This window comes from Pseudomonas sp. C5pp (assembly GCF_000814065.1).
Lineage (GTDB): Bacteria > Pseudomonadota > Gammaproteobacteria > Pseudomonadales > Pseudomonadaceae > Aquipseudomonas > Aquipseudomonas asiatica.
Genome location: NZ_JWLN01000019.1, coordinates 31548 through 51918, shown reverse-complemented (window position 1 = coordinate 51918; position 20371 = coordinate 31548). Strand labels below are relative to the sequence as shown.

Here is a 20371-nt window from a genome sequence, read left to right as displayed (position 1 = left end):
CCGTGCTGGATTCTTCGCGGGTAAACCCGCTCCCACAGAGCCGCTCAATAACCTGAAGTAGACATTAAACCGCCAGGCCAATCGCCGGCTGCACCTGCGATGCCCGATAAGCCGGGTAAATGGTCGCCAGGAAGCTCATCACCAACCCGGCAGTGCAGATGATCGCCACATCGCCCCACTGCAACTGCGACGGCAAGCTGCTGACGAAGTACACATCCGAAGTAAAGATGTGCTGCCCGCTCACCCGCTCCAGCCAACCGACGATCTGGCTGACGTTGAACGCCGCAACCACCCCAAGCACGCCACCGATCAGTGTCCCGACAATACCGATCAGGCTGCCCTGGACCATGAACGTGCCCATGATCTGCGCCGGCGTGGCGCCCAGGGTGCGCAGGATAGCGATGTCCGGCCCCTTGTCGTTCACCACCATCACCAGGGTGGCGATGATGTTGAACGCTGCCACCGCAATGATCATCAGCAACAGCAGGCCGATCATGGTCTTTTCCATCTTCATGGCGCTGAACAGGCTGCCCTGGGTATGCGACCAGTCATCGGCACGGTAGGCATCACCCAGCCCGGCAGCGATGGCCTTTGACACCTGCGGTGCGGCATACAGGTCGTGCAGCTTCAGGCGCACGCCCTGCACCTGGCCCGGCGCCCAGCGCTGCATGGCGCCGGCATCGGCGACGTGAATGTAAGCCTGCGAGCCGTCCAGCTCGGCGCCAACCTTGAAGATACCGACCACGGTCAGGCGCTGCATGCGCGGGGTGATGCCGCCCGGCTCCTTGCTGATTTCCGGCACGATCAGGGTCAGCTTGTCGCCGGTATTAAGGCGAAAGCGCCGCGCAGTCAGCTCACCGATGACCACGCCGAACTCTCCCGGCTGCAGGTCCTGCAGCCGGCCCTGGACGATATGCTGGCCGACGATCGAGACCTTGCCCTCTTCGGCCGGGTCGATACCGCCGACCTGGATCGGCTGCATCGCGCCCTTGTACGACAGCATGCCTTCCATTTCGGTAATCGGCGCTGCCGCCATCACCGCCGGGTCGCGCATGGCCGCGTCGGCGACCTTGTGCCAGTCGTCCAGCGGCTGCACGCCGAGGATGGCGGCATGCGGCACCAGGCCGAGGATGCGCGAACTCATTTCGCGCTGGAAACCGTTCATCACCGACAGCACCACGATCATCGCCAGCACGCCCAGCGACAGGCCGATCATCGAGGTCATCGAGATGAACGAGATGAAGTGGTTGCGGCGCTTGGCTCGGGTGTAGCGCGCGCCGATGAAGATGGGCAAGGGTCTGAACATGTACGAAAACACCCAATGAAAACAGGAAAACGGGGCGGCACCGGCCACCCCGTGCAGTCGATCAGATCGCCACCAGGTGGCCGTCGTCGAGCTTCAATACACGGTCCATCTGGCGCGCCAGATTGAGGTCGTGGGTGACCACCAGGAACGCCGTGCGCGACGCACTGGACAGCTCCTGCATCAACTCCTGGATGCCCTGGGCGGTGTGGTGGTCGAGGTTGCCGGTCGGCTCGTCGAGCATTACCAGGCCGGGGCGGTTGACCAGTGCCCGGGCAATCGCCACCCGCTGGCGCTCACCACCGGACAACTCGGCCGGCTTGTGGTTGAAGCGGTGGGCCAGGCCAACACGCTTGAGCAGCGCCTCGGCACGCTCACGGGCCTCGGGGATGGGCGTGCGGCCGATCAGCAATGGCATGCACACGTTCTCGATGGCAGTGAATTCCGGCAGCAGGTGGTGGAACTGGTAGACAAAGCCCAGCTCGCGGTTGCGCAACAGGCCACGGGCGCGCTCGCCCAGTGCCGACAGCTCCTCGCCGGCCAGCCAGACGCTGCCCTGGGTCGGCCGGTCGAGGCCGCCCAGCAGGTTGAGCAAGGTACTCTTGCCCGAGCCGGAGCTACCCACGATGGCTACCCGCTCACCGGCGTGCAGCTCGAGGTTGAGCCCGGACAGCACCTGCACCGACTCCGGGCCCTCGTCGTAGGACTTGCCCAGGTTGCGGCAACTCAGAACGGCTTTATCACTCATGCGCGACTCACTCATAACGTAGCGCCTCTGCAGGCTGGGTGCGGGCCGCACGCCAGGCCGGGTACAGGGTGGCGAAGAAACTCAGGACCAGCGCCGCACCACAGACCATGTATACGTCCTGGGCCTGGATCTGCGACGGCAGGTAATCGATGAAGTACACGTCGGCGTTGAGGAACTTGTGCCCGATCAGTTTCTCGATGCCGGCGATCACCGCGCTCACGTTCAGCGCGGCGACGATCCCGACCACGGCGCCGATCAGGGTACCGATCACCCCGATCACCGTGCCCTGGACCATGAAGATGAGCATGATCTGCCCAGGCGTGGCGCCCAAGGTACGCAGAATGGCGATGTCGCCACGCTTGTCGTTGACCACCATCACCAGGGTGGAAATGATGTTGAACGCCGCCACCGCCACGATCAGCAGCAACAGCAGGCCGATCATGGCCTTTTCCATGCGGATCGCCTGGTACAGGTTGCCGTGGGTGCGGGTCCAGTCACGGCTGTAGAACTCCTGGTCACCCAGGCGCTGGGCGATGTCCCAGGCCACCCGCGGCGCCTGGAACAGGTCGTCGAACTTCAGGCGCAGGCCCTGGACCTGGTCAGGCTTCCAGCGGTGCAGCCGGGACAGGTCGCTGATGTTGGTCAGGCCCAGGTAGCCGTCGATTTCGCCCGCGCCCACGTGGAAGGTACCGACCACGGTGAAGCGCTTCATGCGCGGGAACATGCCGGCCGGGGTCACGCTGACCTCGGGGGCGACGAAGGTGAGCTTGTCGCCGATGCCCACGCCCAGCTTGGCCGCGGCCTTGTCGCCGATCATGATGCCCCACTCGCCTGGCGCCAGCTGGTCCAGGCGGCCTTGCAGGACGAACTTGTCGATGATCGACACTTCGCGCTCGCGGGCCGGGTCGATGCCGTTGAGCAGCACCTTCTGCACCTTGCCTTCGTGGGTCAGCAGGCCCTGCATCTGGGTGAAGGGCGCAACCGCCACCACCTGCGGATTCTGCTTTACTTGTTGGGCAAGGGCCGGCCAGTCGGCAATGGGCTGGCCGCTCTCCAGCGTGGCATGGGGGATCATGCCCAACACGCGGGTACGCATCTCGTGGTCGAAACCGTTCATGACCGAGAGCACCACGATCATCACCACCACGCCCAGGGCGAGGCCGATCATCGAGGTCAGGGAAATGAACGAGACGAAGTGATTGCGACGTTTGGCACGGGTATAACGCGTGCCGATGAATGCGAAAAGAGGTCTGAACATGTCGGGGCTTGTTCGGATGAAAGGGAACGTCCTTGTGGCGAGGCGCCTACGGCGGCTTTACACTCGGACCACCGCCGCTACCTTGGGTTCGCCATGACGACATTAGACGAAGAAGATCGCCGCGAATACTACCGCATCGAAGATCGGATCGCACTTCAAATCAGCCCCCTCAGCGCGGCCGAAGCCCTTGACCCAGATGTGTTGCAAGATGATTCGCCTCTGTTCAACCTGCTCAGCGAGCTGCACCTGTCCGACTTCGAGTCGCAGCACCTGCTGCGCCAGCTGAGCGAGAAGGACCGCACCCTCGCCGCTTTCCTTCGTGCGCAGAACAAACGCCTCGACCTGCTTAGCGCAGTAGTTGCCCAGACCCTGCTCGGCGAAGTTGGCCAGCCCCAGCCGGTGGTCATTTCCGAAGGCGGCATCGAGTTCGCACAAGCCACAGCGGTTGCCCCCGGCACCCGGGTGAAGGTGAAGATGGTGCTGATGCCGCGCGCCCACGGCCTGCTGCTGCGCGGCAAGGTCACCCATTGCGACCCGCGCCCGGAGGGCGGCTTCGAGATCGGCACCGAATTCACCGACATGACCGACGCCCAACGGCAATTGCTGGCCCGCTACATCCTGCAACGCCAGCAGCAGCAACGGCGCCAGCAGCTGGAACAGAACGACCCCGCCTCCTGAGCCCATTTTTTTCTGATTTGAAGGAACGAACGTGACCCTGATCTACGGCCACCGCGGCGCCAAGGGCGAAGCGCCCGAGAATACCCTGAAGAGCTTCCAGCAATGCCTCGCCCATGGCGTGACCCGCTGCGAGCTGGACTTGCACCTGTCGGCCGACAACGAGCTGATGGTGATCCACGACCCTACCCTCAAGCGCACCACCGGCAAACGCGGCAAGGTGGTCGAGCACCCGGCCGCAGACCTGGTCAAGATAGATGCCCGCAAAGGCGGCCCGGGCCATGTCCAGCCCTGCCCGATTCCGAGGCTGGAAGAACTGTTCCAGAAGTGCCCGTTCGAGCATTGGCAGCTGGAAGTGAAAAGCGCCTCGCGTACCCGCGCCGCGACCACCGTGCTGGCGATCCGCGAACTGGCCCAGCAGTACGGCCTGCTGGACAAGGTGACCATTACCTCCAGCTCACGCGAAGTGCTGGGTGCCGCCCTGGAGCTGGTGCCGGACGTCAAACGCGGGCTGGTAGCCGAATACGCCTGGCTCGACCCATTGAAGGTGGCACAGAACTATGGCTGCAACCTGCTGGCATTGAACTGGACGCTGTGCACCCCCGAGCGCCTGCTGAAAGCCCAGGCCCAGGGTTTGCACGTGTCGGTGTGGACGGTCAACGAACCGGCACTGATGCGCCGGCTCGCTGACTTCGGTGTGGACAGCCTGATTACAGACTTTCCCGGTTTGGCCAGGACCACCCTCGGGCAGGGTTGAAATCGGTCTCTCCGACCGGCTCAGGCCACCGGTCGGAGCCGCTCAAAAAAGCCGGTTCAGGCCATCGTAGGCAGCTACCCGATAGGCTTCGGCCATGGTCGGGTAGTTGAACGTGGTGTTGACGAAATACTTCAGGTTGTTCAGCTCGCCCGGCTGGTTCATCACAGCCTGGCCGATATGGACGATTTCCGAAGCCTGGTAGCCGAAGCAGTGTACGCCCAGCACCTCCAGTGTTTCGCGGTGGAACAGGATCTTCAGCATGCCTTGCGGCTCGCCGGCGATCTGTGCACGGGCCATGCTCTTGAAGAAGGCTTTGCCCACTTCGTACGGCACCTTGGCCTGGGTCAGTTCCTGCTCGTTCTTGCCGATCGAGCTGATCTCCGGAATGGTATAGATACCGGTCGGCACATCATTGACGAAGCGCCAGCTGCCATTGTCCACGATGCTGCCAGCTGCCGAACGGCCCTGGTCATGGGCAGCGCTGGCCAGGCTTGGCCAGCCGATCACGTCGCCGGCACCGTAGATGTTCGGCACGCTGGTGCGGTAGGCCTCGTCGACCTCGATCTGGCCGCGGCTGTTGACCTTGATGCCGATGTTTTCCAGGCCCAGCTTGTCGGTGTTGCCGGTACGGCCGTTGCACCACAGCAAGGCGTCGGCCTTGATCTTCTTGCCCGACTTCAGGTGCAGGATCACCCCGTTGTCCAGGCCTTCGACGCGCTCATACTCTTCGTTGTGGCGCACGGTGATGTTGTTGTTGCTGAAGTGGTAGCTGAGCGCCTGGGAAATTTCCGAGTCAAGGAAGCTCAGCAACTGGCCACGGTTGTCTACCAGCTCTACCAATACACCCAGGCCGCTGAAGATCGAGGCGTATTCGCAACCGATCACGCCGGCTCCGTACACGATCAGCTTGCGTGGGGTGTGGCTGAGGCTGAGGATGGTGTCGCTGTCGTAGACGCGCGGGTGGTGGAAGTCGATATCGGCCGGGCGGTACGGGCGCGAGCCGGTGGCGATGATGATGTGCTTGGCGTTGAGCTTTTCCACCACACCGTTCGGGCAGACCACTTCGACGGTCTGCTCGTCGGCGAAGCTGCCGGTGCCGAAGAACACGTCCACGCGGTTACGTGCGTAGTAGCCGGTGCGCGACGCTACCTGCTTGGCGATGACCTTCTCGGCGCTTTTCAGCACGTCGGGGAACGAGAACCAGCGCGGCTCACCGATGGCACGGAACATCGGGTTGGTGTTGAACTGCATGATCTGCCGCACCGAGTGACGCAGTGCCTTGGACGGGATGGTGCCCAGGTGGGTGCAGTTGCCCCCGACCTGGCGACGGCTATCGACCATCGCCACCTTGCGCCCTGCTTTGGCGGCGTTCATTGCCGCACCTTCCCCGGCCGGGCCGGAACCCAGCACCACTACGTCGTAGTTGTAGACAGCCATGCGTACTCCTTCAGAACTGGCCCGCAAGCTACGGTCGCTCGCGGGGCGCGATCATGCCGCCGGGGCGCCATGAGAAAATTCGGGTGCAGTCTAATCAAGCGTGAACGCCGCGCACATTAACCCTTGGTCGCGTCGTAGGCCAATTTCGCCCGCACTACATGTGTGAACCATTCCCTGGCGGCGATCATCCCTGCTTGTGCTTTCACTCGCCTTTCACTGCCCGTTCGAATGCGGGCGTAGCTCGGGAGACGAAGCCACCCTCGGCCCGAGTCACCAATACCGCGGCAAGGCCATGCGCCACGGCAAAATCCCAGCCACGTTCCGGGCCCAGGATCAACAGCAGCGTCGAATAGCCGTCGGCCTGCAGCGCCGAGGCATCGAGCACGGTGACTGCGGCCAGGTCGTGCTGCACCGGGCGCCCGAGGCGGGCATCGAAGGTGTGCGAATAGCGCCGGCCATTCTCCTCGAAATAGTGCCGATAGTCACCCGAGGTCGATACCGAAAGGCCGTTGACCGGGATGATCTGGCGGGCTATCTGGCGATCTTCGCGGGGTAGCTCCAGGGCGATGCGCCAGGGGCTGCCATCCGGTTTGCGGCCGGCGGCCTTGAGCTCGCCGGTGGCTTCGGCGACAAAGTTGGCCACGCCCATGGCCTGCAGGCGCGCGGCGATCAGGTCGACGGCATGGCCGGCGGCGATGCTGTTGAAGTCGAGCTGCACCGGGGCGTCCTTGCACAGGGCCTGGCCGTCGATGTGCAAGTGCCGGTAGCCCACGCGCTGGCGCACCTGGGCCAGGGCCGACGGGTCGGGCACCTGTTCGTGACGGGCCTGGGGGCCGAAGCCCCACAGGTCGAGCAAGGGTTCGACGGTAAGGTCGAAGGCGCCGCCGCTCTGCCCGGCCAGGTGCTGACCAAGGCTGACCAGCTCGAGCATGTCGGCCGGCAGCACCAGGCACTGGTTGGCGGGCAACTGGTTGAAACGGCTGATGGTGGAGTCGCCGCGGTAGGTCGAGTAGTGCTGGTCGATGTCGTGCAGGATGGTTTCCACTGCCGCCTGCACCTGAACCGGCGCCGGGCCGCCGGGTTCGCGCACGTACTGGATGCTGTAGCTGCTGCCCATGGTCGGGCCGCCCAGGCGCTCCAAGGTGGGGCCCTGGTTGCAGGCGGTGAGCAGCATGAGGATGAACAGCAAGGCTGTGCGCAAGGTTCGGGCTCTCGGTTGCCTGTGCCGGCCTCTTCGCGGGTAAACCCGCTCCCACAGGTATACCACTGCCCTCACGGACGACGCGGCCCTGTGGGAGCGGGTTTACCCGCGAAGAGGCCGGCACAGGCAACACAAATTCTGGATAAAAAAACGGGAACCCGAAGGTTCCCGTTTTTTCATTGCCTTACAAGCGTATCAGTGCGGAAACGCTGGCGGGTTCACACCGGCCATCTCTTCCATCACACGAACCACCTGGCAGCTGTAACCGAATTCGTTGTCGTACCAGACGTACAGAACAACGCGGTTGTCATTGCAGATGGTCGCTTCGGCGTCAACCACACCGGCGTGGCGCGAACCGACGAAGTCGGTCGAAACCACTTCCTGCGAGCTGACGTAATCGATCTGCTTGTGCAGTTCCGAGTGCATGGCGGTCTGGCGCAGGTACTCGTTGATCTCGTCGCGGCTGGTGGCCTTCTCGAGGTTGAGGTTGAGGATGGCCATCGAAACGTTCGGCGTCGGTACGCGAATGGCGTTGCCGGTCAGCTTGCCCTTCAGCACTGGCAGTGCCTTGGCGGCAGCAGTGGCGGCGCCGGTTTCGGTGATGACCATGTTCAGCGGCGCGGCGCGGCCGCGGCGGCTGCCCTTGTGGAAGTTGTCGATCAGGTTCTGGTCGTTGGTGAACGAGTGAACGGTTTCGACGTGGCCGTTGACGATGCCGTACTGGTCGTTGATGGCCTTGAGCACCGGCACGATGGCGTTGGTGGTGCAGGAAGCGGCCGAGATGATCTTGTCATCGGCAGCGATGTCGCCGTGGTTGATGCCGTGCACGATGTTCTTCAGCGCGCCCTTGCCAGGTGCGGTGAGGATCACGCGGGCAGCGCCCGGGCAGGCCAGGTGCTGGCCCAGGCCGTCGGCATCACGCCATACGCCGGTGTTGTCGACGATCAGCGCGTTTTCGATGCCGTACTGGGTGTAGTCGACTTCGCTCGGGCTCTTGGCGTAGATAACCTGGATCAGGTTGCCGTTGGCGGTGATGGTGTTGTTGGCTTCGTCGATGGTGATGGTGCCATCGAACGGGCCGTGCACCGAGTCACGGCGCAGCAGGCTGGCACGCTTGACCAGGTCGTTCTCGGCGCCCTTGCGCACGACGATGGCGCGCAGGCGCAGGCCGTCGCCGCCACCGGTCTTCTCGATCAGGATGCGCGCCAGCAGGCGGCCGATGCGGCCGAAGCCGTACAGGACAACGTCGGTGCCTTTGCGCGCCGAAGCGTTCTGCTGGCCAACCACCTCGGCCAGTTCTTCACGGACGAACTGCTCGGCAGTGCGGCCATTGCCTTCCTGCTTGAACTTGTTGGCCAGCTTGCCCAGGTCGACCGAAGCGGCGCCCAGTTTCAGCTCGCTCATGGCCTTGAGCAGGGGGAATGTCTCGTGGACGGACAGTTCGGTTTCGTCGGCTTGACGATGACGCGCAAAGCGGTGCGCCTTGAGGATCGAGATAACCGAACGGTTGATCAGGCTACGGCCATAAATCGAGCTCACCACGTTGTTGTTGCGGTAGAGCTGACCGATAAGCGGGATCATCGCTTCAGCCAGGGCTTCACGATCGATCCACTCACCAAGACACTGGTCGGGCTTCTGAGTCACGGGAACCTTCCACATGTAGGGACAGAAAAAAGGGGCTACATTATGACGCCCCAACGCGTTACGGGCAATGAGCGCCTGTCGCGGCCACGCAAGCCAGCGTTCATGCCCTTTCGAACCTGACAGCCGGCACCGTCACCGGTACAATCGATCTCTTTGCCGCAACGCTTGGAGTGCAATCTCCCGTGTCAGTTCTGCGCCTACCGCAAATGTCGGCCACGGCCGGCAAACAAACCTGGGGCAATCTACCCGGTGCCGCCCTCAGCCTGGCCATCGCCGAGGCCGCCAGCAGCGCGGGCCGCTTCACTTTGCTGCTGACTGCCGACAGCCAGGCTGCCGATCGTCTGGAACAGGAACTTCGCTTCTTTGCCCCGGACCTGCCGGTGCTGCCGTTCCCTGATTGGGAAACCCTGCCCTACGACCTGTTCTCGCCGCACCAGGACATCATTTCCCAGCGCATCGCCAGCCTCTACCGCCTGCCCGAGCTGAGCCACGGCATCCTCGTGGTGCCGGTCACCACCGCCCTGCACCGCCTGGCGCCGACCCGCTTCCTGCTGGGCAGCAGCCTGGTGCTGGACGTGGGCCAGACCATCGACGTGGAGCAGATGCGCCTGCGCCTGGAGGCCAGTGGCTATCGCTGCGTCGACACCGTCTACGAGCATGGCGAGTTCGCCGTGCGCGGCGCGTTGATCGACCTGTTCCCGATGGGTAGCAAGCTGCCCTACCGTATCGACCTGTTCGATGACGAGATCGAGACGCTGCGCACCTTCGACCCCGAGACCCAGCGCTCGATCGACAAGGTGGATTCGGTGCGCCTGCTGCCGGCGCGCGAGTTCCCGATGCAGAAAGAGGAAGTGACCCGCTTCAAGGCGCGCTTCCGCGAACGCTTCGATGTCGACTTCCGCCGCAGCGCGATCTTCCAGGACCTGGCCAGCGGCATCATCCCCGCCGGCATCGAGTACTACCTGCCGCTGTTCTTCGAAGAGACCTCGACCCTGTTCGACTACCTGCCGGCCGACACCCAGGTATTCTCGCTGCCCGGCGTGGAACAGGCCGCCGAACACTTCTGGAACGACGTGCGCGGGCGTTATGAAGACCGCCGTGGCGACCTGAGCCGGCCGCTGCTGCCGCCGGCCGAGCTGTTCCTGCCGGTGGAAGACTGCTTTGCCCGGCTCAAGCAATGGCCACGGGTAGTGGTCAGCACCGAAGACCTCGACCCGGGCGTGGGTCGCGAGCGCTTCCCGGCACGCGCCCTGCCCAACCTGGCAATCGAAGCCAAGGCCAACCAGCCCCTGGCCGAACTGGCCAACTTCCTCGACCAGTTCCCCGGCCGGGTGTTGTTCACCGCCGAATCGGCGGGCCGCCGCGAAGTGCTGCTGGAGCTGCTCGAGCGGCTGAAACTGCGCCCGCATACCGTCGACGGCTGGGCCGACTTCATCACCGGCAGCGAACGCCTGGCAATCACCATCGCCCCACTGGACGAAGGCCTGCTGCTGGACGACCCAGGCCTGGCCCTGATCGCCGAAAGCCCGCTGTTCGGCCAGCGGGTCATGCAGCGCCGGCGCCGCGACAAGCGCGGCGAAACCGCCAACGACGCGGTGATCAAGAACCTGACCGAGCTGCGCGAAGGCGCGCCGGTGGTGCACATCGACCATGGTGTGGGCCGTTACCTGGGCCTGGCCACCCTGGAAATCGACGGCCAGGCCGCCGAATTCCTCACCCTGGAGTATGCCGAGGGTGCCAAGCTGTACGTGCCGGTGGCCAACCTGCACCTGATCGCCCGCTACACTGGCAGCGACGATGCCTTGGCACCGCTGCACCGGCTGGGCTCGGAGGCCTGGCAGAAAGCCAAGCGCAAGGCCGCCGAACAAGTGCGCGACGTCGCCGCCGAACTGCTCGATATCTATGCCCGCCGCGCCGCGCGCAAAGGCTATGCATTTGCCGACCCGTCCGCCGACTACGCCACCTTCAGCGCCGGCTTCCCGTTCGAGGAAACCCCGGATCAACAGGCTGCCATCGAAGCCGTGCGTGCCGACATGCTGGCGCCCAAGCCGATGGACCGCCTGGTGTGCGGCGACGTCGGCTTCGGCAAGACCGAAGTCGCCATGCGCGCAGCGTTCATCGCCGTACACAGCGGCCGCCAGGTGGCCGTGCTGGTACCCACCACCCTGCTCGCCCAGCAGCACTACAACAGCTTCCGCGACCGCTTCGCCGACTGGCCGGTGACCGTGGAGGTGATGAGCCGCTTCAAGTCGGCCAAGGAAGTGGCCAACGCCGCCGCCGAGCTGGCCGAAGGCAAGATCGACATCCTCATCGGCACCCACAAGCTGCTGCAGGACGATGTACGCTTCAAGGACCTGGGCCTGGCCATCATCGACGAAGAGCACCGCTTTGGCGTGCGCCAGAAGGAACAGCTCAAGGCCCTGCGCAGCGAAGTGGACATCCTCACCCTCACCGCCACGCCGATCCCGCGTACCCTGAACATGGCGGTGGCGGGCATGCGCGACCTGTCGATCATCGCCACGCCACCGGCGCGCCGCCTGTCGGTACGCACCTTCGTCATGGAGCAGAACAAGAGCACGGTCAAGGAGGCGCTGCTGCGCGAGCTGCTGCGCGGTGGCCAGGTGTACTACCTGCACAACGATGTGAAAACCATCGAGAAATGCGCCGCCGAGCTTGCCGAACTGGTGCCCGAGGCGCGCATCGGCATCGGCCACGGGCAGATGCGCGAGCGCGAGCTGGAACAGGTGATGAGCGACTTCTACCACAAGCGCTTCAACGTGCTGGTGGCCTCGACCATCATCGAAACCGGCATCGACGTGCCCAGCGCCAACACGATCGTCATCGAGCGCGCCGACAAGTTCGGCCTGGCCCAGCTGCACCAGTTGCGCGGCCGTGTTGGCCGAAGCCACCACCAGGCCTACGCCTACCTGCTGACGCCAACCCGGCAGAAGGTCAGCGCCGACGCCGAAAAACGCCTGGAGGCGATCGCCAACACCCAGGACCTCGGTGCCGGCTTCGTGCTGGCCACCAACGACCTGGAGATTCGCGGCGCCGGTGAGCTGCTGGGCGAAGGCCAGAGCGGGCAGATCCAGGCGGTGGGCTTTACCTTGTACATGGAAATGCTCGAACGCGCGGTCAAGGCGATCCGCAAGGGCACCCAGCCCAACCTTGAGCAGCCGCTGGGCGGCGGACCGGAAATCAACCTGCGCCTGCCGGCACTGATCCCCGAGGACTACCTGCCCGACGTGCATGCACGGCTGATCCTGTACAAGCGCATTGCCTCGGCTGCCGATGAAGAAGGCCTCAAGGACCTGCAGGTGGAAATGATCGACCGCTTCGGCCTGCTGCCCGAGCCGACCAAGAACCTGATGCGCCTGACCTCGCTCAAGCTGCACGCGGAAAAGCTCGGCATCAAGAAAGTCGACGCCGGCCCCAACGGCGGCAAGATCGAGTTCGAGGCCGAGACCCCGGTCGACCCGCTGACCCTGATCAAGCTGATCCAGGGCCAGCCCAAACGCTACAAGTTCGAAGGCGCCACCCAGTTCCGTTTCCTGGTGCCCATGGAACGCCCCGACGAACGTTTCAATACCCTGGAGGCGCTGTTCGAGCGCCTGACCCCACAGCCTGCCTAAGGAAGACCCATGCGTGCCATCCGTTGCCTGACCCTGCTGCTGGCGCTGTTCGCCCCGGCCGCCTTCGCCGAAGGCCTATATCAGGTAGAAATGATCCTGGTGCGGCAGAACAGCGTGCCCGCCTTCACCAGCCCGTTTGCCCCCGAAGACTGGAGCGCTGGCGCTCCGCGCCTGGAGAAGGACGCCGAGCGTCGCCTGGCGCTGGAAGACGAAGCCACCCGCCTGGAAGCCACCGCCGACTACACCGTGCTGCTGCACAAGGCCTGGCAGCAGCAAGTGGGCAGCGAGCCCAGCCGCATCGCCTTGGGTGAAGGCGCCGAGCAGTTCGGCCACTTCCCCATCGAAGGCAACCTGAGCATCGCCGAGGGCCGTTTCATCGCGGTCGAGGCCAATTTCTGGGTCAACCAGCTGGACGGTAACGGCAGCGTGCTGCAAAGCGAGCAGTTCAAGCAGAGCAACAGCAACGTCAAGGGCGGCCAGCTGACCTTCCTCGATGGTGGGCACCTGGCGGTGCTGCTGAAGGTGACACCACCAGGTACGCCTAAAATGCCGGTAATGGACCCGGAGATGATGGAGCAGTGATGCAATGAGCCGTGACGCTCTCCAGTTGCTGCGCGAGTACCCGAACTGGACCCAGTCGTTCACCGGCCCGGTCCTGCAACGCGGCGAGCGTTACGCCCGGGAAGACCGGGTAGAGATCGAAAGCTGCATCGGCGCACTCGTCGAAGCCAGCTGTCGTGGCAGCGAGGGCAGCCCTTATCGGCAGAAGATAACCCTCACCGCCCTGGCTGGCCGCTGCCATGTACGCGGCCAGTGCAGCTGCCCCGTGGGGCATAACTGCAAGCATTGCGCCGCCGCGCTGTTCGTCCTTAGCGGACAACAGGCAACGATAAAAAGTCATGGTGACGCATTACCGGCCGATCTGCAGCGCTGGCTGAAAGGTCTCGAACAGCCTGCGCAGGAGCCTGCCGAAACCCAAGACAAACGTGGGCGCATGGTTTGCTACCAACTCAGGCTGACCGACGAGCCCGGCTGCGCGCTGCGGGTACGCAAAGGCACTCGCGAAGACCAGGGCGTTCGCTATAGCCGTGTGCAGTCACTCTACGATTTCCTTTACGAACCCCCGCGCTTCGTCAAGGAAGACGATATCCGCATCTTGCGCCTGCTTTCGGCGCTCAATCAGGCCGGCAGCCAGGACCGCGGCTACCAGCTCAAAGGCCGGGAAGGCGGCGAACTGTTCCAGCGCGCGCTGGATACCGGCCGCATGCTCTTTGACGAAAACAAGCCCCTGCTGCGCGAGGGCCCTACGCTTGCGGCCGAGTTTCGCTGGGTGCGGCTGGACAATGGTCACTATCGGGGCATCTGGTACCACGGTGAAACGCCGCTGAACTGCGTGATTGCGCTGCTGCCACTTTACTATTTCGATTTCACCGGCAGCGTGGTGGGCAAGCTCGAGCACAGCCTCGATCCGCATATTGCCCTGCAACTGACCATCGCTCCTGACGTTCCGGAACACCTTGTCGTGCCCCTCAGCCACAAGCTCAACGCCTTGAACCACCAACTCCCTACGCCGACCACGCTGGACGAACAACTCATTGACGACCTGCAACCCAGGCCGTACCTGACCCTGGGCAGCCTCGAATTCAGCGCCTACATGCCCAAGACCGGCCGCATGCAACGGCAGATGCAACACCGTGCCGCGCTGGCATTCGACTACGACGGCCTGCGAACCAGCGGCAGCGACGACAAGCCGCTGACCCGCCTGGTCGGCGATACCTGCCAGCGAATCCGCCGCCAGCCCCAGGTCGAACAGGCGCTGCGCAAGGTGCTGCGCGACCTCGGTTTCAAGGCCGCCACCCGGCAGAGCAAGGCCCTGCCAGACAGTGCCGGCGAGATGCTCCAGTTGCCCGATGACGAAGCCTGGCTGCGCTTTGCCCGAGAAGGCCTGCCGCGCCTGCGCGAAGCAGGTTGGGACATCGACATCCACCGTGACTTCGCTTTCAACCTGCAGGAGGTGGATGACTGGTACGCCACCATCGACGAAGCGCCCGGCCATGAATGGTTCGACCTGGAGCTGGGCATCGTGGTCGATGGCCAGCGCCACAGCCTGCTGCCGATCGTGCTGCAGCTGCTGCGCAGCAACCCGGAACTGCTGCGCCCCAGCGAACTGGCCCGGCGCAGTGACGACGAGCACCTGCTGATCGACCTCAACCGTGGTCGCCTCGATGCCCCGGCCCTGCGCGTTGCCTTGCCCTATGGCCGTATCAAGGCAGTGATGGGCACCCTGGGCGAACTGTACCTGCACGAAGACGCCGCAGGCCCGTCCCTGCGCCTGGACCGCGCCGATGCCGCACGCCTGAACGACATCGAAGGCCTGCCCCTGCATTGGGAGGGTGGCGAGCATGTGCGCGACCTGGGCCGCCGCCTGCGCGATGCCCGTGATTTGCAGGTAGAACCGCCGTCCGGGCTGCAGGCCAGCCTGCGCCCTTACCAGCAACAAGGCCTGAACTGGCTGCAGGCGCTGCGCGAGATGGGCACCGGCGGCATCCTCGGCGACGACATGGGGCTGGGCAAGACCCTGCAGGCCCTGGCACATCTGCTGCTGGAGAAACAGTCCGGGCGCCTGAGCGCACCGGCCCTGGCGGTGATGCCGACCAGCCTGGTGCCCAACTGGCTGGACGAAGCCCAGCGCTTCGCCCCCGGGCTGCGCGTGCTGGCCCTGCAAGGCCCGGGGCGCAGCAAGCATTTCGCCAAATTGCACGAATACGACCTGGTCCTGACCACCTATGCCCTGGTGCCGCGCGACCTCGAGCAACTGCGCGCCCATGCCTGGCATGTGCTGGTGCTGGATGAGGCGCAGAACATCAAGAGCAGCACCAGCAAGGCCGCCCTCGCGGTTTGCGAGCTGCGGGCCAATCAGCGCGTCTGCCTGACCGGCACGCCAATGGAAAACAACCTCGGCGAGCTGTGGTCGATTTTCCACTTCCTCATGCCTGGCTGGCTGGGTGACCTGAAGCGCTTCAACCAGGACTACCGCACACCGATCGAGCGCCACGGCGACAGCGAGCGCATGGCCCACCTGGCCAGCCGCATCCGCCCGTTCCTGCTGCGCCGCACCAAGGAGCAGGTGGCGACCGAGCTGCCGGCCAAGACCGAGATGGTGCACTGGGTCGAGCTTAGCGATGCCCAGCGTGACACCTACGAGGCCGTACGGGTGGCCATGGACAAGAAAGTCCGCGATGAAATCGCCCGCAATGGCGCCGCGCGCAGCCAGATCATCATCCTCGACGCCCTGCTCAAGCTGCGCCAGGTATGCTGCGACCTGCGCCTGGTCAAAGGGGTGGAAAGCAAAGGCAACCAGGCCGACAAGGGCAAACTGGGCGCGTTGCTGGAAATGCTCGAAGAGTTGTTGAGCGAAGGGCGCCGGGTGCTGTTGTTCTCGCAGTTCACCTCGATGCTGGCGTTGATCGAGCAGGAACTGGAGAAGCGCAAGATTCGCTACAGCCTGCTGACCGGCGACACCCGCGACCGGCGCACGCCGGTGCAGCAGTTCCAGCAGGGTGACAGCGAAGTGTTCCTGATCAGCCTCAAGGCGGGTGGCGTGGGCTTGAACCTGACAGCCGCGGACACGGTGATCCACTTCGACCCCTGGTGGAACCCGGCCAGCGAAAACCAGGCTACCGACCGCGCCTACCGCATTGGCCAGGACAAGCCGGTATTCGTGTTCAAGCTGATCACCCGGGGAACGGTGGAAGAAAAGATCCAGCTGTTGCAGCAGGAGAAGGCGGCGCTGGCGGCGAGCCTGCTGGATGGCGGGCAGGCCGGGCAATGGCGGCTGGGGGATGAAGAGATCGAAGCGCTGTTTGCGCCGCTGCCCGGGAAGCGCGGGCGGTAGCCCAGAATCCTTCGCTGCCTGTACCGGCCCCTTCGCGGGTAAACCCGCTCCCACAGGGATATCAGTGCCCTCAAGGGCGGTGCCGTACCTGTGGGAGCGGGCATGCCCGCGAAGGGGCCGGCGCGGTCAATCGACCAACTGCGCCTCCCGCAACGCCCCCAACGCCTCCAGCCACCGCGGCTGCTGGCGATAGTCAGTGCGCGCAAAACTGAAGCCTCGCATCCGAGCAAGGCGCGGCGATGGCTTGACTTTCAAGCGCTGCGCAGCCAGCAGTGCGAGCTCTGCCGAAGCCCGGTCATTACATACCAGGGCCACGTCACATCCCGCACCGAAAGCAGCCTCGACGCGACCAGCAACATCTCCGACCACATGGGCACCGGCCATGGACAGATCATCACTGAAAATCACGCCATCGAAGCCAAGCTCCCCCCTGAGAATGTCCTGAAGCCAGCGCCTCGAAAAACCGGCGGGCTTACTATCGACCTGGGGATAGATCACATGTGCAGGCATCACTGCCGACAGCCGGCGTGCCAATCGGGTAAATGGCACCAGGTCCGTCTTGCGCAGTTCATCCAGGCTGCGATCATCTACGGGAATGGCCACATGCGAATCGGCCTCAGCCCAGCCATGCCCAGGAAAATGCTTGCCGCAGGCTGCCATGCCCGCTGCAGTCATGCCACGGATGAACGCCCCACCCAGCTGAGTGACACGCTCAGGATCACCATCGAAGGCACGTGCACCAATGACTGCACTGCGCCCATGATCCAGATCGAGCACTGGAGCAAAACTCAAATCCAGCCCGATCGCCAGCACCTCGGTTGCCATCAACCAGCCACAATGCCCGGCCAAACGCTCGGCATTATCGCTCTGGGCGATCTGCCGCATGGATGGCAACCTGACGAACCCTTCACGCAAGCGTTGCACCCGCCCACCTTCCTGATCGACCGCAATGATCAGGTCAGGGCGCAAAGCACGTACCGAAGCGCACAGCTCCCGCACCTGACGCGGGTGGGCAATATTACGAGCAAAGATGATCAAACCAGCTACTTCAGGCTGAACCAATAACCGACGATCCTCAGGCGTCAGCCCTGTGCCTTCGATATCGACCATCAAGGCCCCCTGCATACAAACTGTCATTACAAAATCCTCTAATCGAATATCAGAAACCCATTACGGGCGAAGCGGAGAAATCTCCGCTTTGCCCGAGTCTCTGGAATGCGTGCTGCCTGGTACACCGGGGCACATTTCCCGGTGTACTCACGCAATACGCACATCGAAAACGCAGGATCCTGTCTCGGACCGAGCAGGGTGGAGCCTCGTCAGTCGACCAGTTGAGCGTCCTTCAACGCGGACAATGCCTGCTGCCAACGAGGCTGCTGACGATAGTCAGTCCGCGCAAACCCTTGCCCGCGCATGCCTGCGATGCGTGGCGAAGGTTTTACCTTCATGCGTTGTGCCGCACTCAGTGCCAGCTCCGCAGCCGCCCGATCATTGCAAACCAGCCCCATATCACAACCGGCGCTCAGTGCTGCTTCGATGCGGCTCGCCGCATCCCCGACAACATGTGCGCCGGCCATCGACAAATCGTCACTGAAGATCACCCCGTCGAAACCCAGCTCCCCACGCAGGATGTCCTGCAACCAGCGCCGCGAGAAGCCAGCCGGCTGGTTGTCGACCTGCGGGTAGATGACATGCGCCGGCATCACTGCCGCCAATTGCCCGCTCAGGCGGGTGAACGGCACCAGGTCGGCCTGGCGCAGCTGTTCGAGGCTGCGCTCATCGGTCGGGATGGCCACATGCGAGTCCGCTTCGGCCCAGCCATGCCCCGGGAAGTGCTTGCCACAAGCCGCCATGCCCGCCGCATTCATGCCACGGATGAACGCCCCGGCCAGTTGCGTGGCACGCAGCGGGTCACCCTCGAAGGCGCGGCTGCCCACCACGGCGCTGCGCTGGTGGTCCAGGTCGAGTACCGGGGCAAAGCTGAGGTCCAGGCCAACCGCCAGCACCTCGGTCGCCATCAACCAACCGCACTGCTCGGCCAGGTACTCGGCGTTGTCATTGTCGGCCAGCGCTCGCATGGCCGGCAGGCGCACAAAGCCCTGGCGCAGGCGCTGCACCCGGCCGCCCTCCTGGTCCACCGCCAGGATCAGGTCGGGCCGGATGGCACGGATCGACGCGCACAGTTCACGCACCTGGCGCGGGCTGTCGATGTTGCGGGCAAAAATGATCAGGCCAGCCACTTCAGGTTGGCGCAGCAGGTGACGGTCTTCGGCGGTCAGCCATTTACCGGCGATATCCACCATCAGGGAGCCTTGCAGGCTGACAGTCATGGGTAATCCTTCATTGAAGACTGAGAGAAGCCCACTGGGGGCAGGCGGCCTGCTCGATGCGCACCGGGCAATGAGCCGGCACCTGCTCGAACAGGCTTAGCAAATCGGTATTGCGCAGGCGTATGCATCCATGGGACAGCGCTACGCCCAAGGGTTCCGTATCCGGGGTGCCGTGCAGGTAGATATAACGGCGGAAGGTGTCGACCGCACCCAGGCGGTTGACACCCGGCTCGCAGCCACTAAGCCAGAGGATGCGGGTGAGGATCCAGTCCCGGCCGGGGTATTGCGCATGCAAGGCCGGCGACCACACCTCGCCGGTCCAGCGCCGCCCGGCCAATACCGCATTCAGCGGCAAGCCCGCGCCGATCTTCGCTCGCACCTGGTGCAAGCCACACGGCGTGCAACCCGAGCCGTTGCGCTCGCCGGCGCCGTTGCGCGCCGTTGAAACCGGCAGGCGTACGCGCAGCTGGCCATCGGCAAAACCATAAAGGCGCTGATCGGCGAGGGAAATGTGCAGGAAGTCGAGGTCAGGCATGGGCGCTAGCTTAGCCGAAGCGCCCTGCCCCGCCCAGCCTTCAGGCCTTGGCGGTGGTGGCGCCTGCGCTGGTCTTGGTGCGCGGGCGCAGCTGCGCGGCGGCCATGGCGTCGTCGGTTACACCGCTATCGGCACGCATGCCCGCAGCCAGGAACGGCACCATCAGGCGCATTACCTGCTCGATCGAGGTATTGATGCCGAAATCGGTTTCGGCAATCGCCCGCAGGGCCTTGATACCAGACATGCTGAAGGCGGCAGCACCAAGCATGAAGTGCACGCGCCAGAACAGCTCCAGCGGCGGAATGCGCGGCGCGGCCTCGTTGACCAGCAGCATGTAGCGGCGGAACACCTTGCCGTACATGTCCTCCAGGTAACGCCGCAGGTGGCCCTGGCTCTGGCTGAAGGCCAGACCCAGCAGGCGCATGAAGATCGACAGGTCGTTGTTGCTGCGCGGCTGCACGGCCAAAGCCTGCTCGACCAGCATTTCCAGCAGCTCCTCGAGGCTCGGCTTGTGCTCAGGCTTGGCCTGGCGCCGCTCCAGCTCACGTTCGAGGCTGGCGCAGAACGGCCCGAGGAAACGCGAGAACACTGCCTGGATAAGGGCTTTCTTGGAGCCAAAGTGATAGTTGACCGCCGCCAGGTTGACCCCGGCCTTGCTGGTAATCAGCCGCAACGAGGTTTCTGCGAACCCCCTTTCCGCGAACAGCTGCTCGGCAGCATCGAGAATGCGTTCAACGGTTTCCGATTGGGCCATGACTACTCCGACTACTCCGCCAGACAAACAGGTGTTTGAAACATACGTTTCAGCCCTGTTTCTGTCAAGGCTCGGTGACCGGTCGGTCGCCATTTAAAAACGCCAGGCGGGTGGCTGCAAGCGCCATTGCTGCTGTTTATTGCAGGTTTTGGCTTGCAGCGCATCCAGTACTGTATATAATCCCAGTCACTGTACAAAAAGA

15 protein-coding genes are annotated in these 20371 nt (G+C 64.0%); 5 read left to right on the top strand and 10 right to left on the bottom strand.

The features are described 5' to 3' along the window. Nucleotides 1–64: 64 nt before the first annotated feature. The 3 genes from RR51_RS16680 to RR51_RS16670 form a co-directional block, all read right to left on the bottom strand. Nucleotides 65–1306, bottom strand: coding sequence for a lipoprotein-releasing ABC transporter permease subunit (locus RR51_RS16680; RefSeq protein WP_013971731.1), 1242 nt, complete (start codon nt 1304–1306; stop codon nt 65–67). A 61-nt stretch (nt 1307–1367) separates the two neighbouring features. After that, nucleotides 1368–2051, bottom strand: coding sequence for a lipoprotein-releasing ABC transporter ATP-binding protein LolD (lolD, locus tag RR51_RS16675; RefSeq protein WP_169774647.1), 684 nt, complete (start codon nt 2049–2051; stop codon nt 1368–1370). Between the two features lie 7 nt (nt 2052–2058). Then, on the bottom strand, nt 2059–3309 hold the full coding sequence (locus RR51_RS16670; protein WP_015269543.1) for a lipoprotein-releasing ABC transporter permease subunit: 1251 nt from the start codon (nt 3307–3309) through the stop codon (nt 2059–2061). Between the two features lie 93 nt (nt 3310–3402). Here RR51_RS16670 and RR51_RS16665 point away from each other — a divergent pair, with 93 nt between their 5' ends. Together RR51_RS16665 and RR51_RS16660 are read left to right on the top strand one after the other, a co-directional pair. Further along, nucleotides 3403–3987: a PilZ domain-containing protein gene (locus RR51_RS16665; RefSeq protein ID WP_004376405.1), complete on the top strand. Its 585-nt coding sequence runs from the start codon at nt 3403–3405 to the stop codon at nt 3985–3987. A gap of 31 nt (nt 3988–4018) precedes the next feature. Continuing rightward, nucleotides 4019–4741, top strand: a complete 723-nt coding sequence (locus tag RR51_RS16660) for a glycerophosphodiester phosphodiesterase (protein WP_013971727.1) — start codon at nt 4019–4021, stop codon at nt 4739–4741. 42 nt (nt 4742–4783) lie between these two features. Here RR51_RS16660 and sthA read toward each other — a convergent pair whose 3' ends face one another. The 3 genes from sthA to RR51_RS16645 form a co-directional block, all read right to left on the bottom strand. Then, nucleotides 4784–6178 carry a Si-specific NAD(P)(+) transhydrogenase gene (sthA, locus tag RR51_RS16655; protein WP_013971726.1) on the bottom strand — a complete coding sequence of 465 codons (1395 nt, stop codon included), beginning with the start codon at nt 6176–6178 and terminating at the stop codon, nt 4784–4786. Between the two features lie 202 nt (nt 6179–6380). Continuing rightward, complete coding sequence (locus RR51_RS16650; protein ID WP_039614137.1) at nt 6381–7379, bottom strand: FAD:protein FMN transferase; 999 nt, start codon at nt 7377–7379, stop codon at nt 6381–6383. A 195-nt stretch (nt 7380–7574) separates the two neighbouring features. Next, nucleotides 7575–9038 carry a glyceraldehyde-3-phosphate dehydrogenase gene (locus RR51_RS16645; protein WP_031324543.1) on the bottom strand — a complete coding sequence of 488 codons (1464 nt, stop codon included), beginning with the start codon at nt 9036–9038 and terminating at the stop codon, nt 7575–7577. A 167-nt stretch (nt 9039–9205) separates the two neighbouring features. Between RR51_RS16645 and mfd the strand changes: the two genes are divergently transcribed. From mfd to RR51_RS16630, 3 genes are read left to right on the top strand one after another with little or no spacing between them, the layout of a single operon-like run. Continuing rightward, on the top strand, nt 9206–12655 hold the full coding sequence (gene mfd, locus RR51_RS16640) for a transcription-repair coupling factor (protein ID WP_039614136.1): 3450 nt from the start codon (nt 9206–9208) through the stop codon (nt 12653–12655). A gap of 9 nt (nt 12656–12664) precedes the next feature. Beyond that, on the top strand, nt 12665–13237 hold the full coding sequence (locus RR51_RS16635; protein WP_039614135.1) for a CsiV family protein: 573 nt from the start codon (nt 12665–12667) through the stop codon (nt 13235–13237). Nucleotides 13238–13241: 4 nt separating this feature from the next. Then, a complete protein-coding gene (locus RR51_RS16630) occupies nt 13242–16550 on the top strand; it encodes a DEAD/DEAH box helicase (protein ID WP_082044711.1) in 3309 nt (1102 codons plus the stop codon). 126 nt (nt 16551–16676) lie between these two features. Here RR51_RS16630 and nagZ (RR51_RS16625) read toward each other — a convergent pair whose 3' ends face one another. From nagZ (RR51_RS16625) to RR51_RS16610, 4 genes are all read right to left on the bottom strand, one after another. Then, the gene (gene nagZ, locus RR51_RS16625; RefSeq protein ID WP_161795748.1) at nt 16677–17675 is read right to left on the bottom strand and encodes a beta-N-acetylhexosaminidase; all 999 of its coding nucleotides are present in this window, start codon (nt 17673–17675) and stop codon (nt 16677–16679) included. Nucleotides 17676–17869: 194 nt separating this feature from the next. Further along, the gene (gene nagZ / locus RR51_RS16620; RefSeq protein WP_177328668.1) at nt 17870–18868 is read right to left on the bottom strand and encodes a beta-N-acetylhexosaminidase; all 999 of its coding nucleotides are present in this window, start codon (nt 18866–18868) and stop codon (nt 17870–17872) included. A 22-nt stretch (nt 18869–18890) separates the two neighbouring features. Continuing rightward, nucleotides 18891–19415: a L,D-transpeptidase gene (locus tag RR51_RS16615; protein ID WP_039614132.1), complete on the bottom strand. Its 525-nt coding sequence runs from the start codon at nt 19413–19415 to the stop codon at nt 18891–18893. A gap of 40 nt (nt 19416–19455) precedes the next feature. Beyond that, nucleotides 19456–20169 carry a TetR/AcrR family transcriptional regulator gene (locus tag RR51_RS16610; protein WP_013971718.1) on the bottom strand — a complete coding sequence of 238 codons (714 nt, stop codon included), beginning with the start codon at nt 20167–20169 and terminating at the stop codon, nt 19456–19458. Between the last annotated feature and the right edge of the window lie 202 nt (nt 20170–20371).